This is a genomic window from bacterium (assembly GCA_012517375.1).
Classification (GTDB): Bacteria; Hydrothermota; Tepidihabitantia; order B3-TA06; family B3-TA06; genus JAAYVC01.
This window is the reverse complement of the sequence record JAAYVC010000072.1, coordinates 1-23,173: the sequence shown is the minus strand read 5'-3', so window position 1 is coordinate 23,173 and position 23,173 is coordinate 1. Positions and strand designations below refer to the sequence as shown.

Genomic DNA, 23,173 nt, shown 5'->3' with positions numbered 1-23,173 from the left:
AACCCTCATCCGGGGGGAGAGGGACTTAGAATCCCACCCTTAGCCCTGCACAGACCCCGCGTGCGTCGAACGCGAAGTACGGCTCAAGTTCGAAAAACCTTAAGGATTTTCCTTCATCAGGATTATCCGGGGCGGAGGGCACTCTCTTAGGCATAAGCTTATACCCCAGCCACGAGCCGAGTGCGGGCAGGAGGATAGTCGAGCCTGCGGCAAGCGCCGCGCGCGGCCACGTCAATGTGTCCAGAACCATCACCGCAAAAGGCGCCGACGCGGCAGAACCCAGCCATGCGCCAACCGCCGCGCCCCATTCGGGACGCAGGTCGCCAGCAAGGTAAGCGGAACCTATAACGCCCGTGTAGGTGCCGAGGGGTATGAAGAGCCCGTAACCGAGCCCGAAAAGCTCCGCCGCACCTATAATATCGAGCACCTGATCGAGCGAGTCCGAAAGCACGGCCTTTGAGCCAAGCTCCCATATTATGTAGCCGGCCCAGGCGGTCGCCCCGCCAACGGCGCTGCCTACCATGCCCATTGGCAGTTCGAACGCTTTATAAGGTTTAGTATCCGTCGACGACACCCCTGTCTGTGTAAGAAGAATCAAGGTCAAGAGCGTGTTCAAAGCTCCTCCAACTCGTAAACACCATCCGTGAGCTTCCGTACAGTAATCTCTGGTCTCGGAGTCTTCATGAGTTTTATGGGTACTTGTGCGTCGAGATGCCAGTGAACGTGAGGCTCGTCAGGACCCTGGCACGTACAGTCAATAGCCTCAACCCCGGTTTTGTACTCCTTTCCCTTGAATCTCAAGCTGAAAGGCTTGCCTACGTCCGGGAACAGCTTGACCTTATCCTTGAGAATAAGAATGAAGCCTTCCCTGACCTCGGTCGCGGACAGCCTTCGTCTATATAGCGGTTTCAGCATAGTATCCTCTTTTCATAAGATTACTTCGGCTTGTACAAAAGCCCGGCAATAAATCCAAGGGCGGACATCTCTATAATGCCCGTAACCAGGGTGTAGAAAAAAGCTCCTGCGGGCATATCGAACATCGCAAAGGATGCAACCGCATTCATGAAGACCCTGAAAAAGCTTGCCATCAAACCGAAGATTATCCCTTTGACGATGCCGGACGATGTCGGTAATGCCGGGTAGAGGAGAGCGAAGAAGAAGACGATGACGAATCCTGAAAATATATCCGAGGCTATCCCGAGAGACATCAGGAATTGCCCTCTGGCGATGGGCTTATAGAAGGCAAGGGATTTCGCGCCAATCGGGTTGGCATTGATTACAGCGTCGAGCAATACGAACGCTACACCAACAACGAGACCTACCCAAAGGATGCGTAACCAGTTCAATGTTCCTCCTTATTGGACACGTTTGAGAATCCTTTGTGCGAGAAATGTAACCCATCTTGAGGGTTCCTTTTTCTGGCAAAACTCCCAGCCCTTCCACTTGGTCCAGACGGACTCGGGTGTGAAGCGGCCTTCGGAATCGGCTTTTTTCTCTACAATATCGAACATCTCGTTCAGACGTGGGTCTTTGCGTGCTTTCGGAAACAGAGTCAAGGTGTCGAGCAGGTGAAGAATGTCGTACCAGATGAGGGGCGCCTTTAGTTTCTGGAAATCGGTTCCCATTCCGAAGAGATAATACTTCTTTTCTTTCCTCTGCCGCCAATGCCCGAGGAGCATGTCTAGCGCCTTTCCCGCTTCCTTTGAGTCTGCAAATTCCTGCGCCTGAGACATCATCCTAAGAATAATCAAATTGGCGTAGGGACATGGGTCGTCCTTTCGTCCGGGCCCCCGAAACCTGCCCATAGATGCCGATGCGAAACATGGAAAACCCGGCTCGGCGATCCTCGATTTCAGGTGCTCGATACCTTTCATAACCCTCTTGTCCTTTATGCCGAGCTTCAGTAAAGAGTAGAGAAGGAGCGGAGCGTCGGTTGCTACCCAGTCCCAGCGTGGTTTATCATCTCCGCCGAACGCCTTGGGGATAACGATCTTTATCTGGAAGGGCCCTTCGGAAGACTGGTGAGAAAGAATCGAATCAATTGCCTGTTTGAGCGTATCCTTTTTAACACCAATGTCAGCCAGGAAAACGAGCTTGTGCAAAGGGTGCGCGGCATCGTTGTGACGCGTTATGGTGTACTGATTTTCCCAGTCGTTCACCTCCTTGATAAGTCCGGCTGCCATTGGGTCGGCAAGCATCTCGGCGTAAGCCTTTTTTACATCCTTGTCCTCCTCCCCCTTATCAATGAGGTCGACCAATGTTCTGTATCTTACGAACCCAGGACCTTGCATGAGCCAGTCAATCGGTTGGTTCACAAATACTCCTCACCGAGTACATTTTTAATTACCGTCAGGGCGTGCAGGGTGATCCACTTCGATGGCTGGTTTTTCCTGCCGAACTCGAAATCGCTGAAGGCCTTTATAAAGGATTCTGCCTTGAACAAACCGTCATTGCCCCTCTTTGCTAGTATCGTTCGAGAGACGTCCTTCAAGCGCTTGTCCTTGCAAGCTCGGGGATAATGAGCCAGAATCGAGGCGTAGGCAAGGATATGGTACCCAAGTAGCGGGTACTTGAGATTCGCGAAGCGGGAGCCAATGCCGAATCCCATGCCTGGCTGGTCGGGAATAGGCAGCTTTGTCTCCCAATGATGAAGTACGAATTCAAGGGCACGGTTAGCCGCTCTTGAGCCTCTCAACTCATCGTCCATAGACATCGCCCAGAGCGCATGCAGCGTAGCGTGAGGACAGGACGCCAGATTCTCCTTCGTTCCGCCTGGAAGCGTGTTTAATCCGTGCAGCCAGCCTCCATCCTTCCTCTGGATTGAGAGGAGATGGCGAACGGCGGTTTGAGTGCGCTCGGTCTTCCCCTCCCCTAATGCGAGAAGCAGACCTGTACTGTAGGCGGACGTACATGGAAGCTTCTTGCCGTAGTAATGCTTGAATCCGCCGTCCTCGGTCTGGCGGCTGTAAATCAATTCAATCGCTCCTTGAATCCCAGGGTCGCTCTCGGGTAAGCCGAAGTCTGAGAGGGGAACCATCGGATCGAGACTTCCCTTGCCGTAGAATCCGCCGTCCTCATCCTGCATGGCGAATATCCTCTGTACGGATGGATCCTCCTTAACCCTCTCTCTTGCCTTTTTGATTTCCTTGTCCGTTTCCTTGCGCCCCAGAAGCCATGTGAGCGTGCGGTAGCGGGCCGCGGGCTCCGATTCGTCAAGAAGCCAGTCGAGAGCTTTGTTCATCTGACGGCATTTCCTGCCGCGCTTCCTGCACAGTCAAAACGTCTTTTGCAGCGCATGCAGCCCGGCTTGCGAAGAACCGCAAACTGGAACGCGTTCAGCAAGAGGAATACGACGAGGACAATCAGTGTGATCCACGAGAAACCCTTCCACAGCATGACTGCAACCGCACCCAAGAGGGGGAGGAGGGGGAGAATCATCCAGATAACAGAAAGTTTGGCGCCCGTTGCTGCGTTTCCGCTGTCCTTCTTGAAGAAGAGCGCTGCGTACTTGCCCCAGCCTAGATGACACCATTTGCCGTAATAGTAGCATGTGGTGCAGTTGTGTTTCTTTAACAGTATCCATATGAAGATAATTATTAGTAGCAAGTAAATGATCGAAGCGATTGGGATGCCGGCGACACCCAGAGGCCACAGAATCCATGCACCGAGGCCCCAGACGACAAAATTAAGGAGGTTTTCAGAAAACACCCACCATGCGGGGTAATTTTCCAGACCTTCTTCATAAATTCTGGCTTTTTCTATCTTATCCTCCAATGCTTACAACCGGAGTATGCTGAAGTTTACAAGATTGTCAAGATTAAGTGTGCAATAAATATTGAAATCGTTGAGGCGTGAACAGTGTTGATTCGATTTGCAAACCTTTCGCGTTTACGCGAAAGGGAGCATCATAGTCCGTACTTCTCCTTGCGGATCTCGAAGGCCTCTCTGCCGCCTTCGAGTATGCGTTCGACCACTTCCTTTATCACAGGCGAGTCAAGGTAGCCGTAGCGGCCTTCAAGCAAGTATGAATGGTCTACGTCGGCCTCCAGAGCGAGAATCTGGGCTGCGTCTCCCAGCACCGGGATGTTGGCATTATGCGTTGCGACTAGGAATTGGCGCTTGTCCATCTCGGAGCGGAAGCGGTCTGCTATTTCCTCTACAATAAAGGCGTTATCAAGATCCTCCTCCGGCTGATCAACAATCAAAGGATAAGGGGAGGTGAGCATGAGGATTCCCAGAATCGCTGTGCAGCGCTGTCCGTCTGAAAGGTGCCCGACATCCCTGTATCGGGGTTCCTTCTTGGAGCCCAGATTCAGCTGAATGGCAACCTTTGGAGGAATATCCACCATCTCCATACGCGAGATTGTTTCTTCGTCGAATGACGGCGGCAGGCTCCCTGGTCCAAGCTTAAGCATGGCGGATAACGCGTCCCTGTCGCCTGAGCGGGCGCTTTCTGCGAGCGCTTTGAAGCTGAAGTTATCGTCGTTCACGATCTGCAGAGCGTTTTCCCTGCTTATCGAAGGGACGAGCTTGCGTATCTCCACGGCAGAGCGTTCCGGATCGCCTTTTGGCGAAAGCTCGATCCTTATCTTGCCGCCCAGATCGGCGTTCCATCGCGAAACGCGTTCCGCGAGAATCGAGAAACGGGATTTTCTAATATCGAATAAACGTTCAATTAAAGCCCTGCGTTCATCGCGGCGCATGGAGAGTCTTGATGATAAAACGTCGCGCTCGACTTTTCTTTCCCTCAGTCTCATGGCTTCTTTTTCCAGGGTAATGAATTCGTTAACGTCGATGCCTGGAAAGCGATCCTGCAGCGCTCTCAAGCTTTCCTGGAAGCGTTCCTCGCCCTCGAGATAAAGCTTTTCCCACTGCTTAAAGAAAGTGCGGTGAGAGGCTTCCGTATCCTGAAGCGAAGCTATGAGATCCTGGACATTCCGCTCGAACCCCGCAACGAATTCAACCATGGTGTTCTTGTATTCGCCGAGAAGTTCCTGGTTGAGCGTGGAAGCGGATTCGTCCTGAAGCGAACGCAACCGCGACGAGGTTTCACCGATAAGCCCAAGGAGCATTTTCTTTATATCGGCTAGAACGGCTTCGCCTCGTTCAAAGGCATGACCTTCCTGCTCGAAGCTCCGTTTTTCTTCAATCTTTGCAGGGATGTCCATCTCGAGAAACCGCGTTAATTTTTCTTCAGTCGCAGGAAGCTTTGCAAGTTCTGCATCCCGCTTCGAGAGCTCTGCTGAGAGAGAAAGAATCTCCGTCGATTGTTTTTCCAGCTTCTCAATGAGAGAGTTTTCCTCCTCCCGGAAGGATGATAATTCCTTTGTGGCAAGGCGCTCAAGAAGCGTTATCTGGAAATCCTGGTGTTTTGAGATTTCGTATATCTCCTTGTTTCCAAATATCTCAGCCCTGAAAACGTCCTTTGGATTCAAGGAGAGTTTGAGACCGGTCTCGGCTTCGCGGACAACTGGTTCGAAAGGATAGATGCGTTCTATAAGATACCGCTTAGGTTTCGGTTCGTGCGATTCAACAAGAAGCGATATTTTTGAACCAGGCAGGAACACGTCACGCATCACTTGTTCATGGTTGTCCTTGTTACGGTCGGTCTTGGGCTTTTCATCAAGAGCGTAGCGAAGCGTTTCGATTATGGTAGTCTTGCCTGTACCCCTTCCCCCAATCATCGCGTTGAATCCCGGATTGAAGTGTATCTGGAGTCCGTCCAGGAATCCTCCCTCCCAGTGAGCGGCAAGAAACTTGGAATAGACTGGCTCTTCAACCTCTTTGGGAAAACGAATCTTAGCTTTCCAATCCAGCAGAGCAATTCTCAAACCCTCTAGATTGTGGGATCCGAGCTTTATTGAGACCTTCTTTGATCCTACATCCTTAGGTTTGGATGCAAAGGAACCTGCAACCCTTGCCAGCGGGAGCTTGCGTTCGAAACCTTTCATCGTTCCCGAAATAAGCATGGTCTCGTCCGGCGACAAGGAATCAGGATCATCGGGCAGAATGACGCCCCACAGCCATGGGTCAGCCAGAAGGGCTGGGTGCTCCTTAAGCGTCTTGTTTATGCAGAGCAGAACCATGCCTCCAGCTCTTCTTGCTCTTGCCACTGCCTCGCGAGGAGGCAGTGGCACAGGAACCGGTCTGTTGTTCCTGAAGAATCTTTCGCCTGGCCCTAAACCCATTTCGGTGAGAAATTCATCAAGTTCCTTCTGTTCTTTTCCAGGTTCGAAAAGAAAAACAAGGTCCACGCCTTCTTCAAGAAGCACGCGGAGTCCAGGATAAACACTTATCCCTTTTTTTCTTCCTTCAATCCCCAAATCGTCAAGCCATGCTCCTCTTTCCTCCAGCCCGAGATTGTAATCGGCGGTGCCGATCAGGCGAATCTCCTTTTCAGCGGCAGATGAGATGATATTTTGAATGATAGCCTTTCTTGATTCAGCAAATTCCGGATTGAAACCTTCACCCTCTTTGTAGTCGGGCGAGGCTGGTGTCTTTATGGCCAAATCGGCCCATATAGTTCTTGCGCCGTTTGGCTTATTAAGAAGGTCTTCAAAAGGCATGGTTCCTCCTTGAAGGCTATTCTACTATGAATCAGAGCTTTAGTCAAGGAATCTGAATGTTGCGCTCAAGCTTATTGCTTGTCTTGTATCTTTCATTTTTTTGAAGCTTGGAAACTTGACAAGTCGATTCTTTTAAATACACTGACCCGTTAAACGTCAGGAGGAAGGTAATGAAAGTCCTCGTAACCGGGGCCAACAAATTTCTGGGTTCGCATCTCGTGGATAGATTGGTTGCTGAGAACGAAGAAGTAATTGCTCTTGATCCAACGGGAGGACGCGGATTTATCACAAAGCTTGCAAGGATATACCGGCAGGATTACTCCGCAGCAACTCTTGAAAAGATATTCGAGAAGGAACGACCCGACTACGTCTGTCACTTTTCGGTGGACGACACGATAGCGACTAGCTTCGAACGGCCTCTTGAAAACGCGAATCACATTCTGTCTACTCTCATGCTTCTTGAACTGTGCAAGCGCTACAGCATTAAAAGGATCATATACGCATCGTCGACAGCCGTTTACGGAAATCCTCAGTATCTTCCTTGCGACGAAGTTCATCCTCTTCATCCGGTTTCACCTTTAGGCGTAACTCAGCAGACGATAGAAAGCTATCTTTATTTTTACTGGGTTAATTTCGGCCTGGATCACACGATTTTGAGAAACGCAAATGTCTACGGTCCAAGGCAAAGCGCCAGCAGGGAAGGCGGAATAGTCTCCGTTCTTATCGAAAGGATGCTGCGCGCTCAGGAGGTAATATTAAACGGAGACGGAATGCAGGAGAGGGATTTTCTCTTCTTTTCGGATTTCATTGATGCAACGGTAGCCGCTCTGAGACTGCAGGAAAGAAAAACCAAGCGTGCGTTGCCCGTAGATTTTGTTTACAATGTGGGTTCTGGGGAGAGTGTTTCAATAAATGATCTGTTCAGCCTTCTCAAAGACAAAATACCTTACGAACGAAAGCCTGTGAAGGGACCACAAAAGCCATGCGAGGTCTATGTTATGAGTCTTGACTCCTCGCGAGGCATGAAAGCGCTTGGCTGGAAACCTAAGATTTCACTAGACGAGGGGCTTGATAGGACTATATTCTGGTTCAAAAAGGAGTTGAAGATTAAGTAGCTACTTCAACGAATCAGGAGTCATCATCTGCGGGAGCCATGATCCTGTTCCTTCCTAGTATATGCCAGTGAAAGCTTCCCGCATCTTCCTGTTCCTCATCCCTTATATCTATAACCTCCACATGCCTCAGCAGGGAAACGATGTCGGACGCATCAGAGAAATGGGTTTTTTTCCCTTCAAAATAAAAAGTATTTGGCTCAATCTCGTTACCCTGTCCGTATCTTCCATGTTTTGTTGAGATCAAAGTCAGGTAAAAGAACCCGTCTCTGCGCAGAAAACCCAGGAATCTATCAAGATTTCTTCGTAAGTCCGTGAATGTAGCGTAATAAATCGTGTTGAACAGGAGCAGAAAATCAAATGACTCGTGTTTTATTTCAGATGATTGTTCGCGGGTTTCATCAATGATCGTGATCTTATTTTTCCATTTATCAAAATCTATATAAAGGTCTTTGGCTTTCAGATAATCTGAATTAGTCAGGAGTGTAATGCTGAAGCCTTCTTTTGCGAATAAAAGCGTGCTGACATCTTCCGAACATCCACCCTGTACAATAGTTGATATTCCTTCAGCTTTCAGGAAACGGGCGACAACTTGCAGACGTCTTGTCGATATATTATTGATTTCGCTTAACACGCTTACAGGAAGTGTATATTATTCTTCGAACCATTTTTTTAGGGTTTCTCTCATCTTCTTCTCGACTTTTTCATCAATATCTCGTTCCTCGTTGATTTTTCTTTCAAGAAGTCTGTAGAGCCTTCTGCGTTCGGCCTGGCACTTTCTTAAACGAATGCCTACGCCGCCTGTGCCGCCCCATATGAGGAGTATACCGAGAAGAAATCCAAAATCGTACCATCCACCGTTGTTTATACGCTCATATACTTCGACGTTCTGATTAAATAGGGAGATTATGAAAGTTACGATGGAGATCATGCCGTGCCATAAACCTGCCCAGAACCCGGCAGGTGAAGCTGCATTCCACTTTGTCGCGTCTCCTGCCGCGCAACCGGCGATAAGAATAAGCACTAAAGCTGCAAATACAAATACAACCAATCGTGAGGTTTTTGATTTCACGTTTCCTCCTTAAATATCAAACTATATTTAATCCTGAAGTATAGTCAAGGTGTTTTTTAGCAGAGTGATTTCAAGTTTCAGACTCAAGGGCATTGAGAATGAACCTCGGCGGAATATAAGCGAAGTATCCGATGAGAGCTGCAATTAGGATGATTATTCTGAGCCATGGCGGTCCAGGTCTAAGGTAATCCACGATTATAGTAGTGAGGGCGGCCAGAAAGGAGATGGAAGTCAGAAGTATTCGATATCTGGCAAGCTTGGTTTGGGCCCTGATCAAGGCGAAGTTCATGCCTAGGATTGCAATGGCGGCAGGAATATACAGTCCGAAAATTGCAATGTTTCGAGCCAGCTCGCTCGAGGGTTCCCACTCGGTGTACCAGAATTCCAGGGTGTAGTTGGCCGCTCCGGCAGTAATATTAATTATACTCCAAACCGCCCATACGATAATAAAGATAGATGAAATACCCAGGGCAAGGTTCCTCCTTGTGGTCAGGAAATAAATGAAGAGGAAGACGGCAGGGGCAACCATCAAACCTCCGAATACGTTATCGACGAAGAAGAATACATAGTCAAGCTGTTCAAAACCGAAATACCCTAAAACGGTTCTTACCGAAACAAAGAAATAAAGCAGGGCCAGGGCAAGCCAGTAAAGCATGAATGCAATTGATGCTGCCCTGATTCTTTGGGTGCGCTGTCTTCTTACTACTACAATTCCGACAATAATAGCCACTACTGCTATTGCCAGACTGACTGCCGCGTTTATTAAAAGACCATACTTGTCGGCATGCATCGGTCCTCCTCTTTTGGGTTGCGTTAACCGAAAAACTCTTCTACTTCAGAAGCTATCTCCAACAAAGGCGTGACTTTGATGGTTTCTCCCTCGGCGAGTTCAAGTTCTTTTATTGCCGTGCTGTTCAGTTCAATTGCATCCCCAAGCCCTTTTTTTGTTTTTATTTTGAAAACGGACGCTTTTCCTTGATGCGTTTTTATCTCCACCTGTTTTACGATGGATCCTTTCCTGGATAGCTTTTTCCATTCATCGAATATCGCTGAATCGATTACAGCCTGATCGAGTCTGATTTTAGCTGCCGCTACCTGTAGACTTCTCTCGCCGCCGCTGACGGATTTTGTCTCGGGTTTCTCGGCTTCCATACGTGAGATTGCGCGATCCAGAGCGGCTTTAAGAAGCAGTTGCTTCATTGTAATCTTGCCGATAACTATCAAAAAACCTTTTTCGATTATTCTTACGGCTATTCTGCCGTCCGCGAAAGTCCCGTATATGGCTTGAGGTTTTCCCCATTTACCCTGGATACCAAGACTGAAAGCGTACGCTATTCGCGACACAGCGTCTTCGTCTACACTATCGGAGAATGTATGGCAAACGACATTGCCATCATAATCGCAAAGCATTGTGCCTTCAACGCCCGAAACGGAATGAAGCGAGACTAGAAGCTCCTTCATAGCTGCTTTCCCTTTTCTAGAAGTTTCTCTATCTCTGAGCCCACAATCTGCGATGAGGTTTCAAGATCAATCTCCGAGCCAATATAATTGTTCTGGAACGGATGGAGAAGAATTTTTTTGTCGGCGAACTCGATAGAACCGTGGATAAGCTTGCCCTTTTCAAAGACCTCTCCGGTCTGCTCCAATGCTTCACCGAGTAAAGCCAGCAGTTGAGCCGCTCCAGCCCCGGATTCGGTTCCATGCATTTTAAGAAGTGTCCCATCCATCGAAGCCATTATAATCCCTTTGATCCCGCTTATAGAGGTTAATTCTTTCAGGATGGTGTCATCCTTGACAAATTTATCCTTAGAAGCAACGGACTCAGCGCTGGCAGGAAGCGGTCGACTCTCTTCAGGTTTTGTGAGCGGTACGAATTTTTGCTCCTCCTTTTCAGTTTTTATTACCGTAGCGGGTTCTTTTCTCTCATCGGATATTGGTTTTTCAGTTACCTTGGCAGAGCTATCCTTTTGGCCGAGTTTTCCCTCGGATGTCTCAAGATCGGTTGCTGGGACGATTATCTCGTTTGCTTTAGAGGCTGCGATTCTTTCTGCATCGGAGAGCACCTTCTCAAGTGGTTCATGTATCGTTCTTACGGGCAGTACGGGCAGTTCCTCAAGCCAGTATTTACCCTTGGACCATTTTATTATTATTGATAGCGCTTCCATCCCCGAAAGATTTCGATATGCGGCATTCCTTATCGTCCCGTTGGAACAATGCAGTATTCCTTCTTCCCCGCTTTCCGCCTTCAGTAAGACTTCATAAGTCCCTGTCAGTTGACATATTAGCTGAATCAAATTTTTGAGTCTCTGAGTGGAGTCGAACTCCCCGAAAGTATCCTGCAGCAACATATCCACCTATAGAATAGGTAAGAATTTACGGTTGTCAAGAAGATTAAAAAGATAGTACTATCATACAGCTAATCCCAAAAAACAAGGCAGCTTATTTGTCTTAACATTGACAAGTCATCTTGAAACAATTAAGATAAGACTCAAATAAGGAGGAGAATAGTGAAGTTCATTTTTGCATCAGGAATGCTTTTTACTGCGGTAACCTTTTTGTCTTCTCAGGATAATTTAGCCATTACTCAAGAAGGGAAGTTCTGTAAAGAACTGGACATCAGGGCCTTAAACCTAGATGCAACGTTTATAAAGCTCTATTCAAGTACTGGCGAAGCTTACACATACCCGTGGGCTGGCGAATCGAGCCTCAACTACAGAATTGACGAGAAGGGACTTTTCGTCAACGGTGTACAGGTAGGCGTCAATCTTCAAGATCCTGACAGCTGTTCCGTCGAGGATGCAGATAGAATTACCTGTGCAATGGTTTTTCCATACAATCTCAACACGCTATCGAGATTTCCTAACCTTGCGACGCTGACTTTTGGCTGTCCGATTGATGATCCTGAACTTGATCTAAGCATACTGGCTAAGTGCAAAGAATTAAAAGGAATATACTTCGCGGCAGGCTCCCTTTCCGAAGGCCAGATTGCAGATATCTCAAGATGCAGCGGGTTGAGAGAACTCGATTTCTCCGTTACGGTTATACCGGAAGGCTCCATGAAGCTTATAAGAAATCTTCCAAATCTTCGCGCATTAGTCATAGCCTCGGTTTCCGACTCGGAGCTTTTTGCTCTTTCCGGTCACAAACAGCTTCAATCCCTGACCCGCTACTGGGAGGTCTGCGATACAGGATGGTCGGACCTTTTAGCAAGTCTTCCGAATCTTGTTGAGTTGACGATAATCCAGGCTGAGATTGCAGATGAAGTCTTTGAGTACCTTTCACAATCAAACAAGCTCGAAAGGTTATCCCTTCCGTATTCCGGAGTGTATGGAGATGACTTTAGTTTGATCAGCCGGATGACAAATCTTAAGGAGCTTGATTTAACAGGAACCGAAATCAATGACGAAGATGTAAAGCCATTAACGAACCTCGAGTGTCTTAAGTCTCTCTCCATCGGCGGGGGAGGCCCCGGGCATTTGACTGATACAGGTATAGCATATCTCTCAGGATTATCCACCTTACAACATCTGGATATCTCATCGACATACGTGACCGATGAGGGACTGGAATACATTCAATCTCTCGTAAACCTCAAGATACTCAATCTTGTCTCAACAGGCATTACTGATAAGGGGTTAGTCCATATCGAGACTTTGAAAAATCTGCGGCTCCTCGATCTAAGCGGAACTACAGTAACTGATGAAGGTATTGAATCTGTTAAAAAAGCCGTTCCTGGCTGCGAGATTGTTAAGCAATACTAGATAGCCATTAGTCGTTCTGTGATCCTCTGACGTCGTAGACACGGAAGTTCATATGAATAAATGATCTCCTTGACAAATGAATAAATGTTCATATAGTCATATTAATGAAACAAGCACTCAAGTTTTTCAACGCTCTATCCGAGCCTACAAGGCTTCGTATCACGCTTTTGCTCATGAAGCATGAACTGTGCGTTTGCGAATTGGAATCAATATTAGGCATGGAACAGTCCAGAATCTCTCACGCCCTCAGGGTGTTGTGGGATGCCGAGGTCATCGTGGAGCGGCGCGAAGGAAGGTGGGTCTTTTACAAAGCATCACCCGAACTGCCGCGCTCGCTCCGAGACTACCTTGAGGAGGAAGCAAAGAAGAATTCGGAAGTCTCGACCGACAGTATGAGGGCGGCTGACCTTCTTGAATCTAACAAGCCCCCGGGCAGGCGTTGCCCGCTAAGGGAGAAGCCCTGATGCAGTTTGTGTGGCATTTGGTCAGGAGCGGACTGCTCGCGCTTCTCGAATATCTCTCCGCTCACGTTCTTACTTGCCTTGTGCCCGCCTTCTTCATCGCAGGCGCAATAGCCGTTTTCCTTTCTCAGAAAGCTGTACTCAAATACTTCGGACCCAAATCTCCTAAGGTTCTTTCCTACGGGGTCGCCTCCGTATCGGGAACCATACTGGCGGTCTGTTCGTGCACTGTGTTACCACTGTTCGGCGGAATCTACAAGAGGGGCGCGGGAATAGGTCCCGCAACGGCATTTCTTTACTCGGGCCCTGCAATAAACGTGCTTGCTATCGTCTACTCTGCCCGCCTTCTCGGATGGGACCTTGGCATTGCCCGCGTCATCGGTGCGGTCATATTTTCAGTGGTCATCGGGCTAATAATGGCCGCGGTCTGGCAGCGCCGCGAACCCCCTCCCACTGACGAGCACGCTTTCGATTTCGAGAAGGAGGAGCAACTCCGTCCCTTGTGGAAAACCGCTGTATTTTTCGCGCTCCTCGTCGCCCTTCTCGTACTCGCCGCAGGACAGGGCTGGGTTCAAAAGCTCATCGGGTTATCCGGGCCCCTTGGATACTGGCTTGCGTGGATACCGGCGGCTCTCTCTCTTGCAGCCGTGGTCGTCACAACCATTATCTGGTTCTCAAAGGAAGAAACCAAACACTGGATGCTCGAAACCTGGCGGTTCGTCAAGCTCGTATTTCCGTGGCTGCTTGGCGGGGTCTTCGTCGCAGGGATGCTCAAGTTTCTCGTCCCGGATGCATGGATAGCCGCGCTCGTGGGCGGAAACGGAATCCTCGCGAATTTTATCGCATCGCTGTTCGGCGCGCTCATGTACTTCGCCACCCTGACCGAGGTGCCAATCCTCAAGGCGTTTTTAGAGATGGGCATGGGCAAGGGACCGGCGCTCGCGCTGCTTTTGGCGGGACCGGCGCTCTCGCTGCCAAGCATGATAGTCATCACGAAGATAATGGGCTTCAAGCGCGCGCTGACGTATATCGGGCTTGTCGTCGTTATGGCAACATTAACAGGATGGCTTTTTGGAGCTATCGCAAAATCATAAAAAAGGAGAGAAGTGAGATGAACAAGAAAACCTTGCTTATCCTGATCGTCGTTCTTGTCGCCCTGGCCGCAGCCGTGACAGGAGTAATCCTCGTAAAGAAAAACCAGGACAAAGCTTCTCAAGGGCCACTCACCGATACCCTCGCAAAAGACACTCTCTCGATTGTCTCGAAAGACACAATTCCAACAGTAGATACACCTCGCGTAAATAAAGATACCATCCCTATGCCGCAAGTCGCACCCAAAGACACCACCCCAAAGAAAGTGGAACCTGTTGCAACAGACCCGATCAGCAAGGCCGTAGCAACAGGCAGGCCCGTGCTCGTGGACTTTGGACGCGGAACCTGCATCCCGTGCAAAAAGATGGCGCCCATCCTTGCAGAACTAAAACAAGAGTATGCGGGCAGGGTCGAGGTGCTCGTGCTGGACCTCGACGAGTACTACGAACTTGCTCGCAAGGTGGGTATTCAGATGATTCCTACACAGATATTCTACGATGCCAGGGGCTTGGAGGTCGGACGCCATATAGGTTTCATGGAGAAGGATTCCATAATCGCTCAGTTAACAAGGATGGGCGTTAAGTAGATGAACGGATTGCTTGGAAACGTCGAACAGTGGATAAATAGCGCTCCGCTGCTTGCGTTCGCGGGCGTTTTCCTTGGCGGGATAATTTCCTCCCTTTCGCCCTGCGTGCTTGCGCTTATTCCTCTTTCCATCGGCTACGTCGGCGGGTACGCCGGGGGCTCAACCAAGAAAGCCGTCATCTACAGCCTCATGTTCGTCCTTGGTCTTACAATTACCTTCGTCGTTTTGGGTGGCATTGCCGCCTACGTGGGCGGGATGTTCGGCCTGCAGGGCAAGGTGTGGTACTTCGTGCTCGCAGGAGCCGCATTCCTCGTCGGTCTCAACCTCGTAGGCCTTCTCAAGTTCGACCTTCCATGGCTCAAGAAGATAAAGGTTCGCAAAACGGGACTCTGGGGCGCGCTTCTTTTCGGGCTTCTTTTCGGCATCGCATCATCGCCCTGCGCCGCGCCTATACTCGCCCTCATCCTCGCATTCGCCGCGACCACGAAGAACGTAGTTTACGGCATGGGGCTTTTGCTTACCTACTCTGTCGGACACTGGATTCTCATATTCGCCGCAGGCGTATCAACCGCATTCGCGCAGAAGCTTATCTCTTCTGAAAAGACCGAGAAGGTCAACCGCATCGTGAAGCTTGTCGCTGGGATACTTCTTTTCGGAGTAGGGCTTTACTTCGTTTACTTGGGAGTGTAGATAAATGCTCCTTTCGTCCATGAGACGAAAGGTAGCAGAATATAATGAATCGATAAAAAGGAGTCGATCATGCTTAAGATAGAGGTCTTCGGTGCAGGATGTCCGAAGTGCAAAAAAACAGAGGAGCTTTTCATGCGCGCTCTTTCCGAGATGAACGTGGCAGCCGATTTGAGCCACGTCAAGGACATGAACGAGATGATAAAGCGCGGGGTCATGTTCACGCCTGCTGTGTTCATCAACGATAAAAAGGTACTTGAAGGCAGGGTGCCGACCGCACAAGAAGTCGAAAAGCTCATCAAAGAGGCGCAGTAAAGGACGGGAAAAGAAGGCAAGATGAGCTCCTCCGATAAAGTGCAAAACAAGGGAAGAGGTCTGGGGTTTTTCGAACGCTACCTGACCCTCTGGGTTCTACTCTGCATCGGTGCCGGGATCGGTCTCGGAAAGCTTGCTCCGGGCGTCGCTCGCTTCCTTGACGGGCTTTCCATATACGTCAACGAAGCGCCTGTAATATCCATTCCAATTGCCGTCTGTCTTTTTTTTATGATGTATCCTATCATGGTCAAGATTGATTTCGCAGAGGTCCTCAAAGCGGGCAGAAGCATAAAGCCGGTCACGCTCACGCTCGTTCTGAACTGGGCTATAAAGCCTTTCACCATGTATGCAATAGCAATGCTCTTTCTGGGGGTTATCTTCAGGGGTCTCATCGGTCCTGACGCCCTCGACTACGTAAAGATGCCCCTTGGGCAAAATCTCGCACTCGGCGCGTCATACGGCGCAGGCAAGGTCGTTCTCGTGAACGGGGCAAAGATGCTCGCGGTTCCCTTATGGCGAAGCTATCTGGCAGGCGCTATCCTTCTCGGCATCGCTCCATGCACGGCAATGGTGCTCGTTTGGGGATACCTCGCGCGCGGCAACGACGGCCACACGCTCGTGATGGTCGCAATCAACTCGCTCTCAATGCTCGTGCTCTACGGACCTTTGGGCGGGCTACTTTTGGGTGTTGGTCGTCTACCTGTTCCCTGGCAGGCCCTCCTCCTCTCCATTGGAATCTACGTCGCCCTTCCTCTTATCGCCGGCTACTTCTCGCGGCGCTGGATAATCAAGGCAAAGGGTATAGATTGGTTCAAGACTCGCTTCCTACCCTTCCTCACGCCCGTAACCATCACCGCCCTGCTTGCGACACTCGTTCTCTTGTTCAGCTTCAAGGGTGACGTCATAATCTCGAACCCGCTCACTATCCTCTGGATAGCCATCCCCCTCTTTGTCCAAACCAATCTCATCTTCTGGCTGGGTTATGCCGGGGCAAGGCTCCTCAAGCTTTCCTACGAGGATGCGGCGCCTTCGGCCATGATAGGAGCGTCCAACCACTTCGAGGTCGCAATAGCAACGGCAACCATGCTTTTCGGACTTTCCTCAGGTGCAGCATTGGCTACCGTAGTTGGTGTTTTGATCGAAGTCCCGGTAATGCTTATGCTTGTGAGGATATGTCTTGCTACAAAGAGCAAATTTAAGAGACAGATCAGCGATTAAGTCTGGATTAAAAGCCTAAAAACACCTTGTTCTAGGTATCTAAAAAGTTGTCCCGCTTGCCCAGTTGAAGTCGTCCACAAGAACCGAAGGAACAAGCATCGAACCCTGCCTGCGTTCGGGTGCGCCCAAAGCGCTGGGATTCTTTAAGATGCGTATCGGCGAATCGTTGAAGCGCATGTGTTTTACTGCATGTTTGATTCTTCCGTCCTCTATCCAGAAAAAACCGTCGCGGCTGGTCCCTGTAAGAACAAGATCCATAGGATTTACATAACGAATATACCACAGATTCATTACAAGAAGTCCCTTATCAATCTTGCGTATCATTTCGTCAAGGTTTTTGTTGCCGCCGGTCATTGAGAAGTTGAAGGAGGAGGTTACAACGGGTATCTTTTGTTTCTTAGCCCAGTATCTGGATGTCCACAGGTTGGTGAGGACACCCTTCTCAATATAAGCAGTTTTCTTTCTTGCTATACCGTCATTGTATAAATCCATGGGTATTCCCGGATTTCTTGCATCCGCAGGATCAGATATAAGATCTATTTTTGATGAGATTATCTTTTTACCAAGCTTGTCCTTGAAAAAGCTCCGCCCTTCATCGGCAGCCCGTCTATCCATCTGAAAGACGGCAAAGGGAAGGAGTTCAGCCACAGATCTGGCGGTAATCAAGGTTTTATAAATTCCTGGCTTGACCTCTTTTGGGTTTCTCCCAAGTTCCTCTGTCCGGAAAGCCTCAATAGCAAGAGCCTGAGGGTTTATCTTTGAAACATCTTCATCCTGGGCAACCGCCGAACCGGACGAGTCCGATGTCTGAGCCGTTATCGAGAATTCCGCCTCAGTCCACACGTGTTCAGCCATCAAACCGCGTGTGTTGCCTATATACAGCCCGTAGTCGCCGGAACGATAGATGCCTGACGATGTGGTTTTACGAGATGCGGCCTCGGCAGTAATCTCGCGAATGACCCTGGCTTTAGCGTCGACCGATATCTTGGCCGTTTTGTCACAGAACCTTTCGACCTTCAAGTAACGTTGACCCTGAGGTAGTTCTATGTACTCGGGGTCTTCAGGCGTCGCTTTGACAATAGCCTCTGCCCGTCTCAGAGCGGCAAGAACTCCGCGAGAAGAAACATCGGATGTTTCGGCCATGCCTCTTCGGTGTTTGTTTACCGCGATGACGTTTACGTTGATTCGATGTCTTGTTGTATTCTGGGTTATTCTGTTCTCTGCAAAACGAGAAAGGTTTTCATTCTCTACGCTCAAAAGAATTCTTGCATCTTCGACTTTCTTTCTCTTTGAGACGAGGTCGATGGTTTCCTTAAGCCAGTCTTTGTTCATTTTTTCCCCCGGCTAACGCGTATTTTGCGAACCCTAACCCACGTACCTCCGTTTGTCATCTGTGCAACCTGCATAGGTTCGCCTTTTCCGCAGTTGCGTAAGCCTCTTGGTTCCCACCACTTAGGACCTGCCAGCCCGTCCACTGAACCCCAGAATTCAGGCGTTATGGATTGATATATCACGTCCCTCAGCATCTTGCCTTTCTTTCCATTCTTGATTTCGAAGAACAAGTCCCCGCCGAACTGGAAATTGAGGCGTCGCTGGTCTATTGACCAGCTTCCGCGGCCTTCTATCCATATCCCTTTTTTAATATCCGACATGAGATCTTCAGGTGACAGGTCTTTCTTGCCAGGCATAAGGGATAGATTTGGGATTCGGTTGATGGGCATTGAGGCATAGCTATCGGCCCTGCCGGAACCGAATGAGCGATTATAGCCAGCGCGCATGGCAACCTCCCGAGTGGAGCTGTAGTTCTTAAATATACCCTCTTTAACGATGTCCCATCTCTGGCACTGAACGCCTTCGTCGTCGAATCCTGTAGAAGCAAGTCCGCCTTCAAGTGTATTATCGGCGACAAAATGAATCAGATCAGAACCGTACCGGAACCCGTTTTCCTTCTTGTCCAGAGTTACAAAACTCGTGCCGGCGAAATTTGCTTCATAACCAAGCACTCTGTCAAGCTCGGTTGCATGACCGACTGATTCGTGAATAGTAAGGGCAAGATGCGCAGGGTCCAGTATAAGATCCATTGGTCCTTCAGAAGGGTAGTCGGCAGAAAGCTTGGCTACCGCCTCTTCCGCGATGCGCTCGGCGTTCTCCTCAAGCTTAAGGCTTTGCACGTGTTCCCATCCCTTGTTCATCGGATGATCCTGAAATGTTCTTGTCTGGCTGTCGCCCTTGCCGGCTGCAACCGCTGTGTAGTCGCCGCCTACAGTTGTAATTAAAGTCTCAATAGAAGAGCCCTCGGTTGAAGCAAAGAACTGGTGGCGTCTGGTTATGTGAGAGTTTGCCCTTGTTTTAACAATACCTTTTACCTTAAGCATCTTATCATTGATACGCAGGAGCATAGCGATCTTTTCATTAATCGGTATTGCGAAGGGGTCGATCTCAACCTTGGTTTCATATTTTGCCTTATGTTGAGGTTCAGGGACAATAGTTATCTTTTCTTGACCTGTGGTCAAAGCCGAGGCTTTTGCGACCGCTACTGCTTCTCTTGCGACCTTCTCAGCGGAGCGTTTGTCGAGACGACTTATGGAAGCGAATCCCCATGCGCCGTTTTTTAAGACTCTAATTCCAATGCCTGCGTCGCTTAAGTCCCTAATCGCTCTCGGCGACCGGTCTTCAACAAAGAGGAACTGGTCTTGAATTGTTAGAACGCGGGCATCGGCGTAGTCTGCTCCGGCGAGCCGCGCTACTTCAACTGCGCGCTCAGCCAAATCCTTCATAAATCCTCCTTAAAATATTCAAAATAAGCGGGATCACCTTAAACAAGGAGGGGATGCCCTCCTGCTGAGAGGTTGATCCCCAAGATGAATTCTTAAGTCTAATGTTAATTATACATCATAAATCTACATTTGTCAACTTCTTGGAAAACAAAACACTAGTATTAGTATGGGGTTTTACAGATTGGATTCAAATCATCGGCACAAAGATAAAAAGTGCAATTCTTTTTGAGCCGGGGATCATGCTAAGTTAATTAAAAACATGATCTTACAGCTGCATTGATATCGTGCTGCATTCTTTCTTATCCATGATACACTCGAGGTCAGGAATCATGGACAAAAGCTGGACAAAAGTGGGACAAAACGGCGATTTTCGGGGTCATAAAGGTGGATGCGGTTGACAATCCCTGAGAGTTAATATATAGTTATTGATGAGGATTATCCCTAGGGTCACTGAACGTAGTTTTTACCCTGAACTCATAGATATTATTCGTTCCAAAGGCGGACAAGCCGTTTCAGAAATAATGTACCAATCTGAACCAGACATACAATTTGAATTGGGAAATCGTACTTGGCTGCTTTCAGTAAAAATTGGTGAAAACCCGAAGATAATAAAAGACGCACTACTTCAATATTTAAGACACAAGGATGATTCAGGGATTAAGTTCGGACTAATCCTGTTTTTACCTGATCTATTTAGAAAGATAGAACCAGCCGAGTCTGCAATTAGATCCACCCTGCGTAGAACAAAAGTAACTACAATGATAGATGCAGATTTAGTTAAAGATGAACTTGCCGACAGACCCTTCCCCGAAGTTATCGATTACCTCATAAAAGAGGTGTTATTAAAGCTGGAACGTAAACAAAGTACGTACTATCCGTTCCCCAGGGTTATCTCGCTCTTGCAACAACAAGTTGCCGATATGATGGCTGGAATTCATCTCGACGAAAAGACGGCACTGCGTGTTATTACCGACAAGCATTTACTTATGGATTTGGGACATATGCACACAAGCGAGGCAGAGGCTACAGCCTATTTTCTAGCTGCATTCATTTTTCTGAATCAGATACTTTTCTTGCGCTTGCTGGTTAATGCTCAACCGGACAAATTTTCAACACCCATAACACCAGTAACCCATAACGGCTTAAGAACCGCTTTCGGCAAGGTCTGTGAAATAAACTACAGGCCCATTTATGAAATCGATGTCCTTGACGCAATCCCTAAAGAGTTTCTCGAAGACACATTCAAATTAATCTGGGGGCTTGAGGTCGAAAAGGTCCAGCATGAATTGCCGGGGCGTATTTTCCACGAGCTTATGCCTTCAAAAATAAGAAAGATGCTTGCCGCTTTCTATACAAGGCCATACGCAGCCGACATCCTCGCTCATTTAACAATAGAAAAAAACGACGCGACTGTTTTTGACCCTGCTTGCGGTTCAGGCACTATTCTTGTCTCTGCCTATAACTGCAAAATGCATTTGTCAAAGAAGGAAGGAATAGTTGGAAACCCCCACAGGCGCTTCGCAGAAAAGGAATTATTTGGCGCAGATATAATGCCATTCGCGGTTCACCTAACTTCTGCAAACATAGCCGCAATTGACCCCGCTGTGACAATTGAAAGAACTCAGATAATTCAGGGCAACAGTCTTGAACTTGCTTCTGGCGTCGTCTATTCAGGCGGAATACAACTTGGTTTCTTTGTACATACCCCCATGGCCAAGACAGTCAATGGCGACCCTTACGCTATCAAGTTGAACAATTTCGACGCAATACTCATGAACCCTCCATTTACTAAAATAGAACGCGGCATTAAGGCGATTGTTGAAAAAATGGACAGGTTTAAGAATAAGATTGGCGGCGAAGTAGGCTTATGGGGACACTTTATAGGCCTTGCGGACGTTTTCCTTAAAGAAGAGGGAACATTCGGAGGGGTTATACCTATAAATGTCTTGCGAGGACGGGAGAGTGCATCAGTAAGGAAGATTGTCTTTGAAGAATGGACGCCGTTATACATTCTTAAGCCGACGTATAACTACGGATTCTCCGAGTGGTCCGAATACAGGGACATACTTTTAATAGCCCGTAAGCAAAAACCTGAACCTGATCACAAGGTTAAGTTTTGCCTTGTCAAGAAGGACCTGACAAAAATAACTCAGAGGGATATTAAGAAAATCGCCGAAGGAGTAAAGAAGCGCGACACGACCCGCGACGACGAGTTGGTTGATATTGACAGCCACCCCATTAAAGAAATCAAAGAGCGCATGAATAATTTGATGTGGTTCTGCGGCGTAACCGATTTTAATTTCAGGGACAAGATTACGGCTTTTCTGGAAAAGTTCAATGACAAACTTCTTCCGTTCCCTGCGAATGAGAAGTATTTTCAAACCGGCCTGCGCACCTACGGTAGGCTGTCAAAAATTCTTTTCCTGACGCGCAGGACGCAAGACGCAAGAATTGAACAAGCCTTTCTGCATTTTTTGAGTGACCTTAAAACTCCAATCAGCGCGCAAACACTCAAGGGTACTACATATAAAATACCGAAATCGAAGCTTATTAAAAGCTTACGCACGCCTGTAGGCATTAACCAGATGGACATGACATTCCTTTGCGACTACATAGTCAAGGAGCCATATACCGATCTTGAGAGGGTTTGCAAAGCCGCTGATGTAAGTTTGCCTAAAGAAGAATTCTGGGATGAGTTAAATGAGAGATTGAAAGGTATCGAATCATACATTGCGGTTAGTCGTCGTCTTAACCCCTTTTCCCCAGCCAACCACCATTTCGCCTTTTTCGCAGCAAGGAGATTTAGTCCTTCTGATCAATTGAACGTGATCCTTGAAGAAAACTCAAATCGTGCACAGGCTATCTGCGCAGTTCTTAACTCGATTATATTCCATGGTCAATTCTTCTTATTGAAAGAGGAAAGTACCGGGCGGTATGTAGATATTAGGCTTTACGACCTTGAAGAAATGAGACTAATACCTAGTGACAAAACCATCAATCTGTTGGTTAATGTGTTCAGAAAGTATGGTCAGATTGAATTTCCCGCGCTTTCAAAGCAATTCGACAGGAACTTCAGCGAGCGTTATGAAGAGTTTTGGGATAGGGAAAGACTTCGTAAAGGCAATCAGCAAAGGTTGTGGACTTATCTTGATAAACCAATTAACCCTTTTCCTGATCGATTGAAGTTCGATCTAGCCGTATGCAAGGCCCTTGGGGTGCCAGTAACAAAGGAAGAGCTTTTGAGTCTCTATGAAATCATCGTAAAGGAGATGATTCTCATTAAGGGTCTTAAACGGGATTAACCCCTACTTTTATTGCCCCCAGGGGAGTGATTCATAATCAAAAGAGGCCGCTAATTCTTCCCTCGTCGTCAATATCAATTCGTTCGGCTGCAGGGTGTTTGGGCAGGCCGGGCATCCTTAAAATCTCGCCCGTAATCGGAATCAGGAAGCCGGCGCCCGCCGCAATGACTATGTCGCGGACGGTCACGAGAAAGTCCTTGGGCCGGCCCAGGAGGCGGGGGTTG

General features: G+C 48.4%; 23 protein-coding genes and 1 pseudogene. 9 read left to right on the top strand and 15 right to left on the bottom strand.

Translation table 11 applies throughout. The annotated features are described in order from the left end of the window. Positions 1 to 25: 25 nt before the first annotated feature. The 7 genes from GX441_07890 to GX441_07860 all read right to left on the bottom strand — a co-directional run bounded on the left by GX441_07890 (position 26) and on the right by GX441_07860 (position 6,566). On the bottom strand, positions 26 to 616 hold the full coding sequence (locus GX441_07890; GenBank protein NLI98562.1) for a hypothetical protein: 591 nt from the start codon (positions 614 to 616) through the stop codon (positions 26 to 28). Then, entirely contained in the window at positions 613 to 915 is a 303-nt protein-coding gene (locus tag GX441_07885) for a hypothetical protein (protein ID NLI98561.1), read from the bottom strand. The genes GX441_07890 and GX441_07885 overlap by 4 nt, the downstream gene beginning before the upstream one ends. 20 nt (positions 916 to 935) lie before the next feature. Continuing rightward, positions 936 to 1,346: a hypothetical protein gene (locus GX441_07880; GenBank protein NLI98560.1), complete on the bottom strand. Its 411-nt coding sequence runs from the start codon at positions 1,344 to 1,346 to the stop codon at positions 936 to 938. Positions 1,347 to 1,355: 9 nt separating this feature from the next. Further along, positions 1,356 to 2,315 carry a hypothetical protein gene (locus GX441_07875; protein NLI98559.1) on the bottom strand — a complete coding sequence of 320 codons (960 nt, stop codon included), beginning with the start codon at positions 2,313 to 2,315 and terminating at the stop codon, positions 1,356 to 1,358. Continuing rightward, a complete protein-coding gene (locus GX441_07870; GenBank protein ID NLI98558.1) occupies positions 2,312 to 3,241 on the bottom strand; it encodes a terpene cyclase/mutase family protein in 930 nt (309 codons plus the stop codon). Before GX441_07870 ends, GX441_07875 begins: the two co-directional genes overlap by 4 nt. After that, positions 3,238 to 3,774, bottom strand: coding sequence for a hypothetical protein (locus GX441_07865; GenBank protein ID NLI98557.1), 537 nt, complete (start codon positions 3,772 to 3,774; stop codon positions 3,238 to 3,240). The genes GX441_07870 and GX441_07865 overlap by 4 nt, the downstream gene beginning before the upstream one ends. Before the next feature lie 131 nt (positions 3,775 to 3,905). Beyond that, a complete protein-coding gene (locus GX441_07860) occupies positions 3,906 to 6,566 on the bottom strand; it encodes a hypothetical protein (GenBank protein ID NLI98556.1) in 2,661 nt (886 codons plus the stop codon). A gap of 170 nt (positions 6,567 to 6,736) precedes the next feature. Between GX441_07860 and GX441_07855 the strand changes: the two genes are divergently transcribed. Continuing rightward, positions 6,737 to 7,681: an NAD-dependent epimerase/dehydratase family protein gene (locus tag GX441_07855; protein NLI98555.1), complete on the top strand. Its 945-nt coding sequence runs from the start codon at positions 6,737 to 6,739 to the stop codon at positions 7,679 to 7,681. Between the two features lie 13 nt (positions 7,682 to 7,694). Here the strand turns inward: GX441_07855 and GX441_07850 are convergent, their stop codons facing one another. The 5 genes and pseudogenes from GX441_07850 to GX441_07830 all read right to left on the bottom strand — a co-directional run bounded on the left by GX441_07850 (position 7,695) and on the right by GX441_07830 (position 11,104). Beyond that, the gene (locus tag GX441_07850) at positions 7,695 to 8,312 is read right to left on the bottom strand and encodes a hypothetical protein (GenBank protein NLI98554.1); all 618 of its coding nucleotides are present in this window, start codon (positions 8,310 to 8,312) and stop codon (positions 7,695 to 7,697) included. A gap of 150 nt (positions 8,313 to 8,462) precedes the next feature. Next, positions 8,463 to 8,750 (bottom strand): annotated as a pseudogene (locus GX441_07845) (hypothetical protein). A 70-nt stretch (positions 8,751 to 8,820) separates the two neighbouring features. Further along, positions 8,821 to 9,540: a hypothetical protein gene (locus GX441_07840; protein NLI98553.1), complete on the bottom strand. Its 720-nt coding sequence runs from the start codon at positions 9,538 to 9,540 to the stop codon at positions 8,821 to 8,823. A 23-nt stretch (positions 9,541 to 9,563) separates the two neighbouring features. Continuing rightward, complete coding sequence (locus GX441_07835; GenBank protein ID NLI98552.1) at positions 9,564 to 10,211, bottom strand: roadblock/LC7 domain-containing protein; 648 nt, start codon at positions 10,209 to 10,211, stop codon at positions 9,564 to 9,566. Then, positions 10,208 to 11,104 carry a DUF4388 domain-containing protein gene (locus GX441_07830; protein ID NLI98551.1) on the bottom strand — a complete coding sequence of 299 codons (897 nt, stop codon included), beginning with the start codon at positions 11,102 to 11,104 and terminating at the stop codon, positions 10,208 to 10,210. The genes GX441_07835 and GX441_07830 overlap by 4 nt, the downstream gene beginning before the upstream one ends. Positions 11,105 to 11,257: 153 nt before the next feature. Here GX441_07830 and GX441_07825 point away from each other — a divergent pair, with 153 nt between their 5' ends. The 7 genes from GX441_07825 to arsB all read left to right on the top strand — a co-directional run bounded on the left by GX441_07825 (position 11,258) and on the right by arsB (position 16,870). After that, on the top strand, positions 11,258 to 12,511 hold the full coding sequence (locus GX441_07825; protein ID NLI98550.1) for a hypothetical protein: 1,254 nt from the start codon (positions 11,258 to 11,260) through the stop codon (positions 12,509 to 12,511). A 104-nt stretch (positions 12,512 to 12,615) separates the two neighbouring features. Beyond that, entirely contained in the window at positions 12,616 to 12,975 is a 360-nt protein-coding gene (locus GX441_07820; GenBank protein NLI98549.1) for a winged helix-turn-helix transcriptional regulator, read from the top strand. Next, positions 12,975 to 14,066, top strand: a complete 1,092-nt coding sequence (locus tag GX441_07815; GenBank protein NLI98548.1) for a permease — start codon at positions 12,975 to 12,977, stop codon at positions 14,064 to 14,066. The genes GX441_07820 and GX441_07815 overlap by 1 nt, the downstream gene beginning before the upstream one ends. 224 nt (positions 14,067 to 14,290) lie before the next feature. Further along, positions 14,291 to 14,650, top strand: a complete 360-nt coding sequence (locus GX441_07810) for a thioredoxin family protein (protein ID NLI98547.1) — start codon at positions 14,291 to 14,293, stop codon at positions 14,648 to 14,650. Continuing rightward, positions 14,651 to 15,340, top strand: a complete 690-nt coding sequence (locus tag GX441_07805) for a cytochrome c biogenesis protein CcdA (GenBank protein ID NLI98546.1) — start codon at positions 14,651 to 14,653, stop codon at positions 15,338 to 15,340. 69 nt (positions 15,341 to 15,409) lie between these two features. Further along, entirely contained in the window at positions 15,410 to 15,652 is a 243-nt protein-coding gene (locus GX441_07800) for a thioredoxin family protein (GenBank protein NLI98545.1), read from the top strand. Positions 15,653 to 15,673: 21 nt separating this feature from the next. Continuing rightward, positions 15,674 to 16,870, top strand: a complete 1,197-nt coding sequence (arsB, locus tag GX441_07795; GenBank protein ID NLI98544.1) for an ACR3 family arsenite efflux transporter — start codon at positions 15,674 to 15,676, stop codon at positions 16,868 to 16,870. 39 nt (positions 16,871 to 16,909) lie between these two features. Here arsB and GX441_07790 read toward each other — a convergent pair whose 3' ends face one another. After that, positions 16,910 to 18,202, bottom strand: coding sequence for a TldD/PmbA family protein (locus GX441_07790; protein NLI98543.1), 1,293 nt, complete (start codon positions 18,200 to 18,202; stop codon positions 16,910 to 16,912). After that, positions 18,199 to 19,647, bottom strand: a complete 1,449-nt coding sequence (locus tag GX441_07785; GenBank protein ID NLI98542.1) for a TldD/PmbA family protein — start codon at positions 19,645 to 19,647, stop codon at positions 18,199 to 18,201. Before GX441_07785 ends, GX441_07790 begins: the two co-directional genes overlap by 4 nt. Before the next feature lie 428 nt (positions 19,648 to 20,075). Between GX441_07785 and GX441_07780 the strand changes: the two genes are divergently transcribed. Next, positions 20,076 to 22,949, top strand: a complete 2,874-nt coding sequence (locus GX441_07780; GenBank protein ID NLI98541.1) for an N-6 DNA methylase — start codon at positions 20,076 to 20,078, stop codon at positions 22,947 to 22,949. 37 nt (positions 22,950 to 22,986) lie between these two features. Here the strand turns inward: GX441_07780 and GX441_07775 are convergent. Beyond that, positions 22,987 to 23,173, bottom strand: a 187-nt coding sequence (locus GX441_07775; GenBank protein NLI98540.1) for a formate--tetrahydrofolate ligase, incomplete at its 5' end; no start/stop codon positions are given.

Bases quoted from the DNA above. Each gene is read 5' to 3' on its own strand.
- GX441_07885 (NLI98561.1), bottom strand. From the start codon at position 915: ATGCTGAAACCGCTATATAGACGAAGGCTGTCCGCGACCGAGGTCAGG.
- GX441_07870 (NLI98558.1), bottom strand. From the start codon at position 3,241: ATGAACAAAGCTCTCGACTGGCTTCTTGACGAATCGGAGCCCGCGGCC.
- GX441_07860 (NLI98556.1), bottom strand. From the start codon at position 6,566: ATGCCTTTTGAAGACCTTCTTAATAAGCCAAACGGCGCAAGAACTATA.
- GX441_07855 (NLI98555.1), top strand. From the start codon at position 6,737: ATGAAAGTCCTCGTAACCGGGGCCAACAAATTTCTGGGTTCGCATCTC.
- GX441_07840 (NLI98553.1), bottom strand. From the start codon at position 9,540: ATGCATGCCGACAAGTATGGTCTTTTAATAAACGCGGCAGTCAGTCTG.
- GX441_07835 (NLI98552.1), bottom strand. From the start codon at position 10,211: ATGAAGGAGCTTCTAGTCTCGCTTCATTCCGTTTCGGGCGTTGAAGGC.
- GX441_07820 (NLI98549.1), top strand. From the start codon at position 12,616: ATGAAACAAGCACTCAAGTTTTTCAACGCTCTATCCGAGCCTACAAGG.
- GX441_07815 (NLI98548.1), top strand. From the start codon at position 12,975: ATGCAGTTTGTGTGGCATTTGGTCAGGAGCGGACTGCTCGCGCTTCTC.
- GX441_07810 (NLI98547.1), top strand. From the start codon at position 14,291: ATGCCGCAAGTCGCACCCAAAGACACCACCCCAAAGAAAGTGGAACCT.
- GX441_07805 (NLI98546.1), top strand. From the start codon at position 14,651: ATGAACGGATTGCTTGGAAACGTCGAACAGTGGATAAATAGCGCTCCG.
- GX441_07800 (NLI98545.1), top strand. From the start codon at position 15,410: ATGCTTAAGATAGAGGTCTTCGGTGCAGGATGTCCGAAGTGCAAAAAA.
- arsB (NLI98544.1), top strand. From the start codon at position 15,674: ATGAGCTCCTCCGATAAAGTGCAAAACAAGGGAAGAGGTCTGGGGTTT.
- GX441_07790 (NLI98543.1), bottom strand. From the start codon at position 18,202: ATGAACAAAGACTGGCTTAAGGAAACCATCGACCTCGTCTCAAAGAGA.
- GX441_07785 (NLI98542.1), bottom strand. From the start codon at position 19,647: ATGAAGGATTTGGCTGAGCGCGCAGTTGAAGTAGCGCGGCTCGCCGGA.
- GX441_07780 (NLI98541.1), top strand. From the start codon at position 20,076: ATGAGGATTATCCCTAGGGTCACTGAACGTAGTTTTTACCCTGAACTC.